Source organism: Achromobacter sp. 1014246743, assembly GCF_059760725.1.
Window position 1 is genome coordinate 161520 of the sequence record NZ_JCBANA010000001.1, and the last position, 15360, is coordinate 176879.

The 15360-nt window shown below is 66.2% G+C and carries 15 protein-coding genes; 6 read left to right on the forward strand and 9 right to left on the reverse strand.

From position 1 onward, the window contains the following. Nucleotides 1-35: 35 nt before the first annotated feature. From AC6LJ2_RS00780 to AC6LJ2_RS00805, 6 genes are all read right to left on the reverse strand, one after another. The gene (locus AC6LJ2_RS00780; protein ID WP_263910261.1) at nt 36-1037 is read right to left on the reverse strand and encodes an ABC transporter ATP-binding protein; all 1002 of its coding nucleotides are present in this window, start codon (nt 1035-1037) and stop codon (nt 36-38) included. After that, on the reverse strand, nt 1034-2041 hold the full coding sequence (locus AC6LJ2_RS00785; RefSeq protein WP_263910262.1) for an ABC transporter ATP-binding protein: 1008 nt from the start codon (nt 2039-2041) through the stop codon (nt 1034-1036). The genes AC6LJ2_RS00780 and AC6LJ2_RS00785 overlap by 4 nt, the downstream gene beginning before the upstream one ends. 2 nt (nt 2042-2043) lie before the next feature. Beyond that, the gene (locus tag AC6LJ2_RS00790; RefSeq protein ID WP_025136905.1) at nt 2044-2913 is read right to left on the reverse strand and encodes an ABC transporter permease; all 870 of its coding nucleotides are present in this window, start codon (nt 2911-2913) and stop codon (nt 2044-2046) included. Between the two features lies 1 nt (nt 2914). Then, on the reverse strand, nt 2915-3856 hold the full coding sequence (locus AC6LJ2_RS00795) for an ABC transporter permease (protein WP_025136906.1): 942 nt from the start codon (nt 3854-3856) through the stop codon (nt 2915-2917). Nucleotides 3857-3950: 94 nt separating this feature from the next. Continuing rightward, nucleotides 3951-5510: an ABC transporter substrate-binding protein gene (locus AC6LJ2_RS00800; RefSeq protein WP_263910263.1), complete on the reverse strand. Its 1560-nt coding sequence runs from the start codon at nt 5508-5510 to the stop codon at nt 3951-3953. A 117-nt stretch (nt 5511-5627) separates the two neighbouring features. Then, nucleotides 5628-6896: an amino acid deaminase gene (locus tag AC6LJ2_RS00805; protein ID WP_498150533.1), complete on the reverse strand. Its 1269-nt coding sequence runs from the start codon at nt 6894-6896 to the stop codon at nt 5628-5630. Nucleotides 6897-7082: 186 nt separating this feature from the next. On the opposite strand from AC6LJ2_RS00805, the gene AC6LJ2_RS00810 reads away from it, so the two are divergent. The 4 genes from AC6LJ2_RS00810 (at nt 7083) to AC6LJ2_RS00825 (ending at nt 11306) form a co-directional block, all read left to right on the forward strand. Continuing rightward, nucleotides 7083-7874: a deaminated glutathione amidase gene (locus AC6LJ2_RS00810; protein ID WP_498150534.1), complete on the forward strand. Its 792-nt coding sequence runs from the start codon at nt 7083-7085 to the stop codon at nt 7872-7874. A gap of 159 nt (nt 7875-8033) precedes the next feature. Beyond that, nucleotides 8034-9374 carry a replication-associated recombination protein A gene (locus tag AC6LJ2_RS00815; RefSeq protein WP_263910266.1) on the forward strand — a complete coding sequence of 447 codons (1341 nt, stop codon included), beginning with the start codon at nt 8034-8036 and terminating at the stop codon, nt 9372-9374. Nucleotides 9375-9416: 42 nt separating this feature from the next. Beyond that, nucleotides 9417-10763: a serine--tRNA ligase gene (gene serS, locus AC6LJ2_RS00820; RefSeq protein WP_498150535.1), complete on the forward strand. Its 1347-nt coding sequence runs from the start codon at nt 9417-9419 to the stop codon at nt 10761-10763. 294 nt (nt 10764-11057) lie between these two features. Beyond that, entirely contained in the window at nt 11058-11306 is a 249-nt protein-coding gene (locus tag AC6LJ2_RS00825; RefSeq protein ID WP_082380555.1) for a hypothetical protein, read from the forward strand. A 280-nt stretch (nt 11307-11586) separates the two neighbouring features. On the opposite strand, the gene AC6LJ2_RS00830 is transcribed toward AC6LJ2_RS00825, so the two are convergent. Continuing rightward, nucleotides 11587-11928: a virulence factor gene (locus AC6LJ2_RS00830; protein WP_025136912.1), complete on the reverse strand. Its 342-nt coding sequence runs from the start codon at nt 11926-11928 to the stop codon at nt 11587-11589. Nucleotides 11929-12233: 305 nt separating this feature from the next. Further along, complete coding sequence (locus AC6LJ2_RS00835; RefSeq protein ID WP_263910268.1) at nt 12234-12737, reverse strand: ASCH domain-containing protein; 504 nt, start codon at nt 12735-12737, stop codon at nt 12234-12236. 190 nt (nt 12738-12927) lie between these two features. Here AC6LJ2_RS00835 and AC6LJ2_RS00840 point away from each other — a divergent pair, with 190 nt between their 5' ends. Both AC6LJ2_RS00840 and AC6LJ2_RS00845 read left to right on the forward strand, forming a co-directional pair. Continuing rightward, complete coding sequence (locus AC6LJ2_RS00840) at nt 12928-13128, forward strand: hypothetical protein (RefSeq protein WP_263910269.1); 201 nt, start codon at nt 12928-12930, stop codon at nt 13126-13128. A 55-nt stretch (nt 13129-13183) separates the two neighbouring features. Beyond that, nucleotides 13184-14383 carry an amidohydrolase family protein gene (locus AC6LJ2_RS00845; RefSeq protein ID WP_263910270.1) on the forward strand — a complete coding sequence of 400 codons (1200 nt, stop codon included), beginning with the start codon at nt 13184-13186 and terminating at the stop codon, nt 14381-14383. Here AC6LJ2_RS00845 and AC6LJ2_RS00850 read toward each other — a convergent pair. Beyond that, the gene (locus AC6LJ2_RS00850; RefSeq protein ID WP_498150536.1) at nt 14380-15243 is read right to left on the reverse strand and encodes a LysR family transcriptional regulator; all 864 of its coding nucleotides are present in this window, start codon (nt 15241-15243) and stop codon (nt 14380-14382) included. The genes AC6LJ2_RS00845 and AC6LJ2_RS00850 overlap by 4 nt on opposite strands. Nucleotides 15244-15360: the final 117 nt, after the last annotated feature.

The window sequence follows — 15360 nt, forward strand, 5'->3', positions numbered from 1 at the left end:
GCAATTCCTGGATCGATTCGGGCGGGCGTGTGCCCCTACGCGGCCAGCTCGGGGTCGCCGAGGCGCGAACAGGCCGCGAAGTGACCTGGCCCGACATTGACGTCGCGCGCTTCGGTGGTGGCGCAGGCCTCGATGGCGTGCGGGCAGCGGGTGCGGAATACGCATCCCGACGGCGGGTTGACCGGGCTGGGGATGTCGCCCTTGAGCAGAATACGCGAACGCGGTGCGCGCGGATCCGGCACGGGGGCGGCCGACAGCAGCGCGCGGGTGTAGGGGTGGCGCGGCCTGGCATAGACCTCGCTGGTCGGCCCGCGTTCCATCACGCGGCCCAGGTACATCACCACGACTTCGTCGCACAGGTAGTCGACCACGGCCAGGTCATGCGCCACGAACAGCATGGTCAGGCCCAGGTCGCGCTGCAGGTCCTGCAGCAGGTTCAGCACCTGCGCCTGCACCGACACGTCCAGCGCCGACACGGGCTCGTCGGCCACGATGAAGTCGGGCTCGACCGCCAGCGCCCGGGCGATGCCGATGCGCTGGCGCTGGCCGCCCGAGAACTCGTGGGGATAACGGCGGCTGTGGTCGGCGTTCAGGCCGACGCGCTCGAGCAATTCGCCGATGCGCGCATCGCGCCGCGTCTGGGCCAGGCGGTGGGTATCCAGCGCTTCGCCCAGGATCTCGGCCACCGTCATGCGCGGGTTCAGGCTGGCGTAGGGGTCCTGGAACACGATCTGCATGCGGCGGCGCCAGGGCAGCATCTGCTTTTCGGTCAGGTTCGTGATGTCCTGGCCGTCGAACAGCAGGCGGCCGGCGGTGGGGGCGAACAGGCGCAGCAGGGCACGGCCCGTGGTGGTCTTGCCGGAACCGGATTCACCCACGAGGCCGACGATGGTGTTGCGCGGCACGTCGAAGCTGACGCCGTCCACGGCGCGCACCACCGGGGCGTTGCGGGCTTGCGACGTAGGGAAATGAACCTTCAGGTCCTCGATGCGCACCAGCGGGTCGGCAGCGCGGATGGGCTGGGGGCTTGCGGTCATAGCGGAGTCACCTTGATGCAGCGGGCGCGGTGCTGGTCCTGCACCGTCACCAGGTCGGGCACGGCGCGCAGGCAATTGTCGTCGGCCAGCTCGCAGCGTGGCGCGAACGTACAGCCGGCGGGCAGCGACAGCACGCTGGGCACGTTGCCCGGAATGGCGCGCAGGCGCTCGCCCGAGGCCAGGAGCGCCGCGGTCGGCAGGCACGAGAGCAGGCCGCGGGTATAGGGATGGGTAGGCTTTTCGAACAGGTCGTAGACCCCGGCGTCCTCGACCACGCGGCCGGCGTACATGACGGCCACGCGATGCGCGATCTCGGCCACCACGCCCAGGTTGTGCGTGATGAACAGGATGCTCATGTTCATCTCGGCCTGCAGCCGGCGCAGCAGGTCCAGGATCTGCGCCTGCACTGTGACGTCCAGCGCGGTGGTGGGTTCGTCCGCGATCAGCACGGCCGGGTTGCAAGCCAGCGCCAGCGCGATCATGACGCGTTGGCGCATGCCGCCCGACATCTGGTGCGGATACTCGTTCACGCGCCTGTCCGCCGCCGGAATCTCGACGCGGTCCAGCATCTCGCGGGCGCGTTTCATGGCCGCCGCGTGCGAGCCGCCTTCGTGCTGCAGCACGGCCTCGGCGATCTGGTCGCCCACCGTGTACAGCGGATTCAGGCTGGTCATGGGTTCCTGGAAGATCATCGCGATCTCGGCGCCGCGGATGCGGCGCAAGGTCGAGGCCGATGCCTGGGCCAGGTCATGTTCTTGTCCGCGGCGGTCGCGAAAGCGGATCTTGCCCGCTTCGATGCGGCCCGCCGGCTTGGGCAAGAGGCCCATGATCGACAGGCTGGTCACGGATTTGCCGGAGCCGGATTCGCCGACGATGGCCAGCGTTTCGCCGCGGGCCAGGTCGAAGGTGACGCCATCGACCGATTTGGCGATGCCGTCGCGGCTGTGGAACCAGGTTTTCAGGCCTTCCACCGACAGCACGACGTCTCGGGTGCTTGCGGTCATGATTACAGCTCCTTGCGCAGGCGCGGATCGAGGACGTCGCGCAGTCCGTCGCCGACCAATTGCAGCGACAGCACGGACAGGACAATGGCGATGCCGGGGAAGATCATGATCCAGTCGGCCGAACCCATGTACTGTTGGCCGGCGTTGATCATGGTGCCCCAGGTGGGAATGTCGGGCGAAACGCCCACGCCCAGGAACGACAGGCCGGCTTCGGCCAGGATCGCGTAGGCGAAGATGAAGGTGCCCTGCACCAGGATGGGCGACAGCAGGTTGCGCAGCACGTGCACCGTGACGATGCGCCAGGTGCTGACGCCCAGCGCGCGGGCGGCCTCCACGAACGGCAGTTCGCGGATCACCAGCGTCGAGGCACGCACGATGCGGGCCAGGCGCGGCGTGTACACGATGCCCAGCGCGATCACCACGTTCACCAGCGACGGGCCCAGCGCGGCCACCAGCGAGATGGCCAGCAGGATGTCGGGAAACGCCATCATGGCGTCGATCAGGCGCGATACGAACTTGTCGGCCGACCGGAAAAAGCCCGCGATCAGGCCCAGGGCAATGCCCAGCACGCTGGACAGGATCACCACCGAGAAGCCCACCATCAGCGACAGGCGGCCGCCGTGGATGACGCGGCTGAACACGTCGCGGCCGAAGTCGTCGGTGCCGAACCAGTGGGTGGCGCTGGGCGCCTTGAGCCGGTTCATGATCGACAGCTTGTAGGGATCGAACGGGCTGACCCAGGGGGCCAGCAGCGCGGCGGCCACCAGCACGACGATGACGATCAGGCTGATCAGCACCGTCTTGCGCGCCACCAGCAGGCGCAAGACCTGCCAGCGGTCGACGCCGGAAGTTGGGGAAGTTGCGATGGCCATATTAGTAACGCACCCGGGGGTCGACCAGCAGGTAGAGCAGGTCGATGAACAGATTGATCAGGACGTAGATCGCGGCAATGATCAGCAGCGCGCCCTGGATGACGGGGTAGTCGCGGCGCAGCACGGCCGACACCACCAGGCTGCCTACGCCAGGCAGGCCGAACACGGTTTCCGTCACCACGGCGCCGCTGATCAGCAGGGCGGTCGTCAAGCCCAGCACTGTCAGGATCGGGATCAGCGCATTGCGCACGGCGTGCTTCAGGATGACCTTGCTTTCCGGCAGGCCCTTGGCTCGGGCGGTGCGCACGTAGTCGTCGCGCAGCACGTCCAGCATGCTGGCGCGGATGAAGCGGGTGATCAGCGCGGAATTCACCAGGCCCAGCACCACGGCAGGCAGGATCAGGTGCGACACGCGGGTCGCCAGCGAGGCATCGGGGCCGCCATAGCCGGACACCGGCAGCCAGCCCAGCTTCACCGAGAACAGCTGCATCAGCAGCAGGCCCAGCCAGAAACTGGGCACGCTGGACGTGAACATCGAGAACGACAGCACCGACTGATCCAGCGTGGTGCCGCGCTTGACCGCCGACAAGATGCCCACCGGCAATGCGATCGCGGTGGCGATCAGCAGTGACATCAGCGTCAGCAGCAGGGTCGGCTCTGCGCGATCGGCCAGCGCCGACAGCACCGGCTTGTTCATGAAGATGGACTGGCCCAGGTCGCCCTGCACCAGCTTGCCCAGCCACGAGACGTACTGCACGGGCAGGGGGCGGTCCAGCCCCAGTTGATGTTCCAGCGCGGCGATGTCCGCCTGGCTGGCCTGGGGCCCGAGCATCACGGCCGCGGGGTTGCCGGGCGTGACGCGGATGATCACGAACACGATGGTCGCGACGATGAACATCACGGCCACCAGCCCGATCAGCCGGTTCAAGAGATAACGCAACACAGTGGAATCCTAAAGATCAGTGCGCGGACGGCAGGCGCCGGGCGGGATGGGCCGGTGTCGGCCCATCCCGGGGCCTGGCTGGCGGGGGCGGCTGTTACTTCGCCGACTTCCAGGCGTTCCAGAAGTACGGCCACGGGGCGGGCTTGACGCCTTGCAGCGACGGCGAGCGCGCGGCCTGGGCGTTGAAATCGCCCACCTTCACGAAGGGGATTTCGTCGTACACGGCCTGCTGCACGTCGGCCCAGCGCTTGACGCGCTCTTCCTGGGTGCGGGCCTGGTTGAAGGCGTCCATCACCTGTGCGCGGCGCGGCGTGTCCCACCAGCCCGGCGCGTCCTTGGACGGGAAGTCGATCAAGGCCGGCTCGGGCAGGAACACGCTATGGGTAATGAAGATGTCCCACACGGCGGGGTCCTGGCGGCGCTGGGTCAGCGTGGCCCAGTCCACCACCTGCATGTCCACCGTGAAGCCGGCGGCCTTCAGGTATTCCGCGGCCACCAGCGCCATCTTGTAATGGAACTCGTACTGCTGGCTGGTCAGGATGCGGATCTTCTTGTCTTGCAGGTTGGCGCCGTCCAGCAGCTTCTTGGCGGCGGCGGTGTCGGCCTTGTTGTAGACCTTGCCGCCCAGCGACGTGGCCCAGGGGTAGCCTTCCGGATACAGGTCGCCGTTGAGCTTGTAGAACTCTTTGTTGCCGAAGGCGGCGTACAGCATGTCTTCTTCGTTCAGCGCCAGCTGCACGGCCTGGCGCACCGCCAGGTTGGACATGATGCCTTGCTTGGTGTTGAGCACCAGGCGGGGCCAGCCGAACGGCTTGAGCATCACCGGATCGGAACGGCCGCCCTTGAGTTTGTCCAGCGCTTCGACCGGCAGCGAGTCGACGTAGTCGAACTGGCCTGCGGCGGCGGCTTCTGAACGCGTGTTGGCGTTGCCCACCGGCACGAAGCGGATTTCGTCCAGGTATTGCTTGCGTGCGCCGCCATAGCCGTCGGGCTCGCCTTCGCGCTGCTTGTAGCCTTCGAAGCGCGTCAGCTGGATGTACTGGTCCGGCACGCGTGCCTTGAGCTGGTAGGGGCCGGTGCCGACGATCTCGGTCAGCACCGGGGCGATCTTGCCCTTGGGCATGATCACGGCGGCGGCGTTGTTCATGGCCAGCAACGCGGTCAGCGGCGCGTAGGGCTGCTTGAGCGTGATGCGGATCGTGTTGGCGTCGGGCGCTTCGATGTTGGCGATGACCTTGGCGGCCATCTTGCCGCGGGTGGCGGTCTCGGTCCAGCGCTTGAGCGAGGCCAGCACGTCCGACGAATCCATCTTGGAACCGTCATGGAACGTGATGCCCTGGCGCAAGGCAATCGTGTAGACCAGGCCGTCCGGCGTCACGTCGGGCATCTTGTCGGCCAGCAGCGGGGTCAGGTTCCACTTGGCGTCGAAGGTGTACAGCGTTTCGAAGAAGTGCTGGGTCAGGATCCCCACCAGGTCGGCGGTGCTGGTCATCGGGTCCAGCGTCGGCGGCTCACCGATGGTGGCGACGGAAATCGTGCCTCCCTTGACCGGCGTGGCACAGAGGGCGGGGGTCGACAATGCGGTCAAGCCAATTGCGCCGGCCGCGAGCAGGCTCTTCAGCCCACCGCCTCGCCGGGAGGTACGGAAGTTCATGATTCTCTCTCCAGAGGGTCAAAAACAGGTTGTCGCGTAATTCGGAAAAGGCGCCGGGTTCCCCGAGTTCTTTCATGCCCCCTCGGGGCCTGGCGCAAAGGCGTCAGGCAGGGGGCGTCAGAAGAAGGTCTCGGCCACGTCGGTGACGCGGTACTGCTCGTCCACCAGCAGCACCTGGCGCCACTTGTCGAACGTCAGGCAGGGGTGGGAAATGTCGAAGGCGATCATGTCGCCGACCTGGATGTCGTCCGCCTCGCCGATCTGCATGAAGGCGTGCTGGTCCATCATGGCGGTCAGTTTCCAGTGCGTGGGTGCGGCTTGCGGCGCCTGCTGGCCGGGGCGGTAGTGCACCGACGGCGTCGGCAGGCCGGCGTCGAAGGCGGCGTCGCGCTTGCCCATGGCCACGATGGCGCGGCCCGGTTCCGGCAGCGATTGCACGTAGGCCCAGACTTGCAGCGCGGGCTGCAGGCCCGGCTCCATCTTGTGGGCCACGGGGTTGTGGGCGTTGATGCGTTCGGCGGCCGAGCGGTAGACGCCCACGTCGTGCGACAGGTAGCAGCCCGGGCGCAGCACGATTTCCAGCGGCGCGCCGATGTCCAGCTGCGAGAACTCCTCGGCCACCACGTCGAACCAGGCCGATCCGGCGCCCGAGATCAGTGCCGGGCCGTGCTTGCGCAAGCGGCCGGCCGTGGCCAGTCCGCGCAGCGCGTCAGTGGCGCGGCGCAGGAACGCGCGGATGGCCGCCTCTTCCTGCAGCACGCCTTCGTAGACTTCGATGCCGGCCAGGGCCAGGCCGGGCCAGCGGCCGATTTCCTCGACCACCGCCTGCAGTTGCGCGTCGTCGCGCACACCGGTGCGCCCGCCGGTGGGGCCCAGTTCGATCAGTACGGGCAGTACCAGGCCCTGTTCGCCGAAATAGCGGCCCAGCTGGGCGGCGTTGGCGACCGAATCGACGATACAGAAAAAGGTGAAGGCGGGGTCGCGCAGCAGCTTGGCGATCAGCGCCATATTGGCGCGGCCGACCAGCTGGTTGGCCATCAGCACCCGGCGGATACCGTGCTGGTAGGCGGCGACCACCTGCGGGGCGGTCGCCAGCGTGATGCCCCAGGCGCCGTTGTCGATCTGGCGCTTGAACAGCGCCGGGCTCATGGTGGTCTTGCCGTGCGGCGCCAGCTTGACGCGATACGCTTCCATGAAGCGCTGCATCCATTGCAGGTTGTGCTGCACCCGGGCCTCGTACAGCACTGCCACGGGCAGGCTGACGTCTTCGGCCAGCAGGTTCCAGTTCAGCGCCGCCACGTCGGCGGTGGTACAGGCCTCGGGGAAGGCGCCCAGGCCTTTGCCGTTGACGTCCAGAGGGGCTGCGGGGGATGAGGAATGGGTCATGGTGGGCGCCTGCTTATGGAAAATATTTACGGCAAATCCGTTTTTTTTCATTATCGTGAAAAGAATTTACAAGCGGGAGTTGGGAGTTTCCCGTAGGCGGTGCGTTTGGCCGGTTGGCGCGACAATAGGAAATCCGCCACGGAATCCACGGGCCAGCGCGCCCGCCGCCCCACACAAGGAAGAGTCATGCTGAAAGTCGCTTTGGGCCAGTTCGCCGTCAGCCGCGTCTGGGAAGAAAACGCCCAGGTCTGTGTCGATCTCATGCGCCGCGCCCGCGAGGGCGGCGCCGGTCTGTTGGTGTTGCCCGAAGGTATCCTGGCGCGCGACATCACCGATCCCCAGATCGTCCTGAAAGCCGCGCAGCCGCTGGACGGCCCCTTCATGACGCGGCTGATCGAGGCCAGCCGGGGTTCGGATCTGGCGACCATGATGTGCGTGCACGTGCCCACCGGCGAAGGCCGAGCCTGGAACACCCTGGTCACGATCCAGGATGGCCGCATCGTGTCGCAGTACCGCAAACTGCACCTGTACGACGCCTTCACCATGAAGGAATCCACCAACGTCACGCCGGGCAGCGACATCCCGCCGCTGCTCCAGATCGGCGGCCTGAAAATCGGCCTGATGACCTGCTACGACGTGCGTTTCCCCGAACTGGCGCGCCGCCTGGCGCTGGATGGCGCCGACCTGCTGGTGCTGCCGGCGGCCTGGGTGCGCGGTCCGCTCAAGGAGAAACACTGGGAGGTGCTGGTCACGGCCCGCGCGCTGGAAAACACCTGCTATGTCGCCGCTACCGGCGAATGCGGCGAACGCAATATCGGCTGCAGCATGGTGGTGGATCCCCTGGGCGTGGTCACGGCCCGGGCCGGCGAGGCCCCGGCCCTGGTGTTCGCCGACATCGACCCGGAACGCCTGGCACATGCCCGCAAGGTGCTGCCGGTGCTGGCCAACCGCCGTTTCGCGGCGCCGCAACTGGCCTGACGGCTGACGCGGCCCGCAAGCCGGGCCGCGCGGTGGCGCAAGGGGCCCAGCCGCGCTGAAATCGGCAGCAGGGCCGGCCCCCGACCCGCCGCAGGCGACCGGTCCGGCATGGTGTAATACTGGCTTGATTTCCTTGCCGTCTTCCCCCATCTGCTGCCAATGAGCAACGATCTCTTCGCGGCCGATCCTGCGCATCGGCCCTATGTGCCCCTGGCCGAACGCCTGCGCCCGCGTTCGCTGGCCGACGTGGTCGGCCAGTCGCACCTGCTGGGCCCCGACAAGCCCCTGCGTGTGGCCTTCGAATCCGGCCGTCCGCACTCCATGATCTTCTGGGGGCCGCCCGGCGTGGGCAAGACCACGCTGGCGCGCCTGATGGCCGACGGCTTCGACGCCCAATTCATCGCCATTTCCGCCGTACTGGGCGGCGTCAAGGACATCCGGGACGCGGTCACGGTGGCCCAGGTGGCCCAGGGTCAGGGCCGTCGCACCATCCTGTTCGTCGACGAGGTGCACCGCTTCAACAAGGCGCAGCAGGATGCCTTCCTGCCCTACGTCGAAAGCGGTCTGTTCACCTTCATCGGCGCCACCACGGAAAACCCCTCGTTCGAGGTCAATTCGGCGTTGCTGTCGCGTGCCCGCGTCTACGTGCTGCAGTCGCTTACCGCCGAAGAACTGCAGCAACTGGTCGATCGCGCCGCCGAAGCGCTCAACGACGGGCTGGAAGACGGCGCCAGGATCCACATCGCGCCCGACGCGCGCGAACAACTCGCGGCCTGGGCCGACGGCGACGCGCGCCGCCTCATCAGCGCCGTGGAAGTGGTGGCCGAATCCGCCCAATCCGCCGGCCGCGACACGGTCGATGCCGAGTGGCTGGAGATCTCGCTGTCGCAGAACCTGCGGCGCTTCGACAAGGGCGGCGATGCCTTCTACGACCAGATAAGCGCGTTGCACAAGTCGGTGCGCGGTTCCAACCCCGATGCTGCGCTGTACTGGTTCTGCCGCATGATCGACGGCGGTGCCGACCCGAAGTACCTGTCGCGCCGGTTGGTGCGCATGGCGGTCGAGGACATCGGCCTGGCCGACCCGCGCGCCACCGACCTGGCGGTGAACGGTGCCGACATCTATGAACGGCTCGGCTCGCCCGAAGGCGAACTGGCGCTGGCCCAGGCGGTGGTCTACATGGCGTGCGCGGCCAAGTCCAACGCCGTCTACAACGCCTACAACCAGGCCCGCAAGTTCGCGGCCGAGCACGGCAGCGCGCCGGTGCCCATCCACCTGCGCAATGCGCCCACCAAGCTCATGAAGCAGTTGGGCCACGGCAAGGCCTACCGCTATGCCCACGACGAGCCCCATGGCTACGCCGCGGCCGAGCAATATTTCCCCGATGGGCTCAATCCGTCCTTCTATCGGCCGACCGATCGCGGCCTGGAGGCTAAAATCCAGCAAAAGTTGGCATTTCTGCGCCAGCTGGACGCAGAAGAACGTGCCAAGAAACGGTAACGGGCGCCGCCCGTTGCTTCTCGCAACCTCACCGACACCACTATGCTAGACCCGATACTGCTGCGCAAAGACCTGCAAACCGTCGTAGACCGCCTCAAGAGCCGTGGCGTGTCCTTCGACACGGAACGGTTCAACGAGCTGGAATCTCGCCGCAAGGCTGTCCAGACCGAAACCGAATCCCTGCAGGCCCGCCGCAACGCGCTGGCCAAGCAGATCGGTCAGCTCAAGGCCAAGGGCGAAGACGCCAGCGCCGTCATGGCGGAATCGCAAGCCGTGCCCGAGCGCCTGAAGCAGCTGGAAGAAGAACTGGCCTCCTTGCAGCAGCCGCTGAACGAGCTGCTGATGTCGGTGCCCAACCTGCCGCACGCCAGCGTGCCGCTGGGCGAATCGGCCGACGACAACGTCGAAGTCCGCCGCTGGCTGCCTGCCGCGGCCGGCGCCGACGGCAATCCGCAGCCGCTGCCCTTCGAAGCCCGCGACCACGTGGCCCTCGGCGAACCGCTGGGGCTGGATTTCGACATGGCCGCCAAGCTGTCCGGTGCGCGCTTCTCGTTCATGCGCGGCCCCATCGCCCGCCTGCACCGCGCGCTGTCGCAGTTCATGCTGGACCTGCAAACCGGTACCCACGGTTATACCGAGTGCTATACCCCGTACATCGTCAACGCCTCGACGCTTTACGGCACGGGCCAATTGCCCAAGTTCAAGGATGACATGTTCGCCGTGTCCAAGGGCGGCGGCGACGACGATCCCAAGGTCGACGAGCACGGCAAGCCTTTCGTGCGCGAAGACCAGTACCTGATCTCCACCTCGGAAATCACGCTGACCAGCGTGGCGCGCGACACCATCCAGGCCGCTGCCGACCTGCCGCTCAAGCTTACCGCCCACACGCCGTGCTTCCGTTCCGAAGCCGGCAGCGGCGGTCGCGACACCCGCGGCATGATCCGCCAGCACCAGTTCGACAAGGTCGAAATGGTCCAGATCACGCAACCGGACCAGTCCTACGCCGCGCTCGAAGACATGGTTGGCCACGCCGAACGCGTATTGCAGCTGCTGGACCTGCCGTACCGCGTGGTGCTGCTGTGCACGGGCGACATGGGTTTCGGCTCGGCCAAGACGTACGACCTGGAAGTCTGGCTGCCGGCGCAAAACACCTGGCGCGAGATCTCGTCGGTATCCAACTGCGAAACCTTCCAGGCGCGGCGCATGCAGGCCCGTTTCCGCAATGCCCAGGGCAAGCCGGAATACGTGCACACCTTGAATGGTTCCGGCCTGGCCGTGGGCCGCGCGCTGGTGGCCGTGCTCGAAAACCACCAGCAAGCCGACGGCAGCGTCCTGATTCCGCAAGCCTTGCAGCCCTATATGGGCGGCCTGACGGTGCTCAAGCCCTGAGATCGGCAGCGGATGAAATAAGAAAACGGAGCCTTCGCGCTCCGTTTTTTATTCTCGACAGCCGTTGTCGCGTCTTCCCCGCGGGCGCCATCCGCCACACGACGGATGCTGCGAATAATCCAGCCTGCTTATGATGGCGACATAAATCTGTCGTGTTGGGAGATTATGCTGAACGCGTGAGTGCTTGATTTTGATGTGAGCAATTGTGTATTTTCAATATAAGGGCCGGATAGTTACGGCACAATACGCATGCGTTCTACACGCTTCATTCACTTATATAACAAGGAGTTGTCCATGACTTCAAGAATGATTGGAGATTTTCGTGTGAGATGCTCTGTGGCTCAGGATGACGAACAGGGTTTCCGCGTGCAGATATGGACTCGCCGGGTAGGCGGAACCGCACCGGAAAAATGCTGGACTGTGCCCGGACAGGCGCCGTTCGCAAGCTTGCACGAAGCAGAACAGGAAAGCCGGCAATTGTTTGAAGAAATCAATGGTGTGCGTTTCAACGGTGAACCGGAGTTTGCTCATGCGTCCGCATAATGGCTGGTGGCGGGCGTCGAGTGCGCCGCGTCGCTGGATCGATCTTGTTCAGGAATCGCCGCGGTGGGCTGATGGCAAGCCCGTCCCGGTGCCGCAGCATCCGCCTGTCGTCTCGGCAGGCAAACCCGCTCAGGCCCCCGCGGTCTGACACGCTTCTCTCAGGCCCTTGTGGTCTGATACGCTTTTTGCGGGGCACCGGAAATTGTCCCGCAGGAAAAAAGGCCACTCGCAAGAGTGGCCTTTGTTTTGGGGGGCGCCGGCGCGGATGGCCGGCGAGGTATCAACGGCGCCAGTCGCCGCGACCGTGGTAATAGCCCGGGCCGGGGCCGCGGTAATAGCCATGGCCGTGGCCGCGCCAGTAGCCGCCGCCGCGGATGTACACCGGGGCCGGGTAGACCACCGGCGGCGCGACGTAGACGGGCGCCGGACGGTAGTAGACCGGGGGCGGCGGCGCGTAGACCGGCGCGGGTGCAACATAGACTGGCGCCGGAGCCACGTACACCGGGGCCGGGTATACCACCCCGGGTACGCCGATGGAGATTCCGACGTCCACGCGAGCCAATGCGACGCTGGAGATCAGCAGACCCGCTGCACCCACACCTGCGATTAGCCATTTTTTCATGTTGCACCTGCCCACTGCGTGACGCAGCAAAGTTAAGTATTCGTTGAGACCATTTTCGGTCTTTTCGGTTCTGCGTGGGTAAGTCGGCCTGCGTCAATAGCGACAATCCGCTACGGGTGGGCAGCGCGTGCGTTGCACTTTGCTGCGTTGCCGCAGATGGGCCTCGCTCTGGTAAACCCGCGCTTGAAATCGACTGAAATACGGTCGTGTGCCCGTGACGGCGGGAACAGGGTTACAGGTAGTCACCATCAGGCAGCGCCGATTCCCATGCTGACAACACCGGTACGCCTGCGTCAGGCCAGGCCTCAGGCGTCGCTCGGTTGCTGGCAACGGAATTCGACCACCCACACCCAGGGGTTGGCTGCCCAGGCGTGGGCACCGTAGCGCTCGCACCAGGTCAAGGCAAACGCTGTTTGCAATGGCACGCCCGGCAGCAGGGCGGAGGATTGATACAGTGCTTTCGTGCCCTCGGCGCGGGCATCCGCGTCGGACAACTTTTGCAGGCGCTGGATGCGCACTCCGACGATGACGGCCGTTGCGAAAGGCTTGCCGGTTTCGTCTTCGAGAACGATGCTGTCACCCGACTTGCCGTAGGGGCAAGTGACCCAGGCAGAGGTCTTGCGCAACTCGGTCGAGCCTTCTTTGGCGGGTCCCATGGCGACCCATTTACCCGAATCGGACGCATCCGCATACCAGGCGGTGGTGGGCTTGGTGGGCTGCGGTTTGACGATGCGGCGGGTTTGCACCTTGTGGCCGTCCAGGATGGCTTGTTTTAGCGGCTCGCTGAATTGAAGTGCCTGCCTTTTCATACGCTCGCTGTTCCCCTCACGATCAACGCTTGCGCGCTAATGATGCTGCGGCCGAGTCGACGCGTGCCAACATGGCGGACTTTACAAAGCCTCGCACGAACAGTATGACGCGTCGTCGACGCCATGTCAGGCAAAGGGTTAATTGTGTGTCTTTTTGAATACGCCCGAAGGTTGTTTGTATACTCGAACCATGAACACAGACCTGCACGATCTCAAGCCCGGTTACTACTGGTACACCATGGCCTCCGACCCGCTGGCCGTCATCCATATCCATGAAGACGGCGGCGCCACGCTCATGGGCACCGACTATCGCCTCGGCGCCGAAGGCGTGGCCGACATGATTCGCCAGGGGCAGCGTTTCTTCTGGATCGAACCGCCGCTGCAAGCCTGAGCCGGCGCGGCCCTGGCGCCGCGCGTCGGCTGCACCGCGCGTCAAGGACGCTTCCATGACCGACCTGTTATTGAACAACGTTCGCCTGCCTGACGGCACCGCGGCCGACGTGCTGGTCAGCCGCGGCCGTATCGAACGCATTGGCCCCAACCTGCAAGCGCCCGCTGGCGTGCCACGGGAAGCTGGCGGCGGCGCGCTGCTGCTGCCCGGGCTGGTGGAAGGGCATACCCATCTGGACAAGACCACCTGGGAGTCGCCCTGGTACGTGAACCAGGTGGGGCCGGCCCTGACGGACCGCATCGACAACGAGCGCGCCTGGCGCGCCGCCAGCGGTCACGACGCGGCCACGCATTCGCGGGCCCTGGCACTGGCGTTCCTGCGCGAAGGCACCACCCGCATCCGCAGCCACGTCGACGTCGATACCGATGCGGGGCTGCGTCATCTGGACGGGGTGCACCAGACCCGCGAGGCGCTCGCCGGACGGGTGGAAATCCAGACCGTTGCGTTTCCGCAGTCGGGCCTGCTGGTCCGGCCCGGCACCGCGGCGTTGCTGGACGAGGCGTTGGCGCGAGGCGCCGACGTGCTGGGCGGCCTGGACCCGTCCGCCATCGATCGCGATCCGGCGCAGTCATTGGACGTATTGTTCGGCCTGGCCGACAAGCACGGCAAACCCGTCGATATTCATCTGCACGAGCCGGGCGATCTGGGCGCTTTCACGTTGGACCTGATTCTGGATCGCACGCAGGCGCTGGGGCTGGCCGGCCGGGTGGTCGTCAGCCACGCTTTCTGCCTGGGCGGCGTCGACGCCAAGCGCCTGGACGGCCTGCTCAAACGCATGGCCGCGTTGGGCGTGGCCGTACTGACCACGGCGCCGCCGTCGCGTCCGGTGCCCGCGCTGCGCGCCTGTCGCGAGGCGGGCGTGACGATTTTTGGCGGCAACGATGGCATTCGCGATACCTGGACGCCCTATGGCAGCCCCGACATGCTGACGCGCGCCATGATGATCGGCCTGCGCAACGACCTGCGCCGTGACGACGAAGTCCAATGGGCGTTTGAATGCGTCAGCGCCAGTGCGGCCCGCGCCTGTGGCTTCGCCGATTACGGCCTGATGCCGGGCGCCCGGGCCGACCTGGTGCTGGTGCAGGCCAGCGGTATTGCCGAGGCCGTGGCGCAACGCGCGCCGCGCCGCCTGGTGGTGTCGGGCGGCCAGGTCGTGGCGCGGGACGGCCAATTGCAGGGCGACTGGGCGGTCTAGCGTTCCGCCAATTCCACGAACGCCCGCATCAGTTCCGACCGCACGCCCGAGCGCGGCCAGATCGCACCCACCGTGCGCGTGGGGCAGGGGGCGGGCAGCGGCCAGCGCATGACAGGCGCGGTCGAAGTACCCGTGGTGGCCCAGTCGGGCAATAGCGCCACGCCCAATCCTTCCGATACCAGCTTGGCGATGGAATCGATGCCGTCCAGCTCGAACCGTACCTGCGGATGCAGGTTGCGGGCACGCAGGTAGTCGTCCGCCATGCGGCCGCCCACCACGCTGCGGTCGTAGCGGATGTAGGGCTCTCGCGCGATCACGGCCAGCGGGTCATCCACCACCATGTCCACCGGTGTCACCAGCACCAGCGGCTCGCGCCGCAAGTCGCGCCAGACGCAGGATTTCGGCAAGGTGAACATCGGATGCACCAGCAGCGCGCCATCCAGTTCACCGGCCAGCACCTTGCCATAGAGCAGGGTGGTGGGCGCCGGTTCGATATAGATCTCGATTTGCGGATGGCGCGCCGCCCAGGTGCGCAGCATCGGCGGCATGATGCCGGTCAACGCCGTGGGGGTGGCGCCCAGGCGCAGCGGGCCGGCGGGCAGGTCGGACTCGGTGGCGGCCGAGCGCAGGTCGCGCAGATCGCGCAGCACGTTGCGGGCCCGTTCCAGGATGCGGGTGCCGGCCGCGGTGGGCTTGACGGTGCGGCCCGAGCGCGCGATGAGCGCACTGCCCATGTCGGCTTCCAGCGCGCGCAGCCGCTGCTGCACGGTGGCGGGCGTCAGCCCCTGGTGGCGGGCTGCCTGCGCGATGGAACCCAGTTCCACCACATGTACATAGGTCTGCAGGAATCTCGAATCCATGGGCAGGCGCTCTAAGAAGATGTTTTTTTCATATTCTAAAGATGGTTCAAGATAATTGTTTGTTTCTTTGTCGAGGGCAAGAATGCAGTTCAGCGTTGCGCCGGCGCAAAGCGCGCC

Bases quoted from the DNA above. Each gene is read 5' to 3' on its own strand.
- AC6LJ2_RS00780 (WP_263910261.1), bottom strand. From the start codon at position 1,037: ATGACCGCAAGCCCCCAGCCCATCCGCGCTGCCGACCCGCTGGTGCGC.
- AC6LJ2_RS00785 (WP_263910262.1), bottom strand. From the start codon at position 2,041: ATGACCGCAAGCACCCGAGACGTCGTGCTGTCGGTGGAAGGCCTGAAA.
- AC6LJ2_RS00790 (WP_025136905.1), bottom strand. From the start codon at position 2,913: ATGGCCATCGCAACTTCCCCAACTTCCGGCGTCGACCGCTGGCAGGTC.
- AC6LJ2_RS00800 (WP_263910263.1), bottom strand. From the start codon at position 5,510: ATGAACTTCCGTACCTCCCGGCGAGGCGGTGGGCTGAAGAGCCTGCTC.
- AC6LJ2_RS00805 (WP_498150533.1), bottom strand. From the start codon at position 6,896: ATGACCCATTCCTCATCCCCCGCAGCCCCTCTGGACGTCAACGGCAAA.
- AC6LJ2_RS00810 (WP_498150534.1), top strand. From the start codon at position 7,083: ATGCTGAAAGTCGCTTTGGGCCAGTTCGCCGTCAGCCGCGTCTGGGAA.
- AC6LJ2_RS00815 (WP_263910266.1), top strand. From the start codon at position 8,034: ATGAGCAACGATCTCTTCGCGGCCGATCCTGCGCATCGGCCCTATGTG.
- serS (WP_498150535.1), top strand. From the start codon at position 9,417: ATGCTAGACCCGATACTGCTGCGCAAAGACCTGCAAACCGTCGTAGAC.
- AC6LJ2_RS00825 (WP_082380555.1), top strand. From the start codon at position 11,058: ATGACTTCAAGAATGATTGGAGATTTTCGTGTGAGATGCTCTGTGGCT.
- AC6LJ2_RS00830 (WP_025136912.1), bottom strand. From the start codon at position 11,928: ATGAAAAAATGGCTAATCGCAGGTGTGGGTGCAGCGGGTCTGCTGATC.
- AC6LJ2_RS00835 (WP_263910268.1), bottom strand. From the start codon at position 12,737: ATGAAAAGGCAGGCACTTCAATTCAGCGAGCCGCTAAAACAAGCCATC.
- AC6LJ2_RS00840 (WP_263910269.1), top strand. From the start codon at position 12,928: ATGAACACAGACCTGCACGATCTCAAGCCCGGTTACTACTGGTACACC.
- AC6LJ2_RS00845 (WP_263910270.1), top strand. From the start codon at position 13,184: ATGACCGACCTGTTATTGAACAACGTTCGCCTGCCTGACGGCACCGCG.
- AC6LJ2_RS00850 (WP_498150536.1), bottom strand. From the start codon at position 15,243: ATGGATTCGAGATTCCTGCAGACCTATGTACATGTGGTGGAACTGGGT.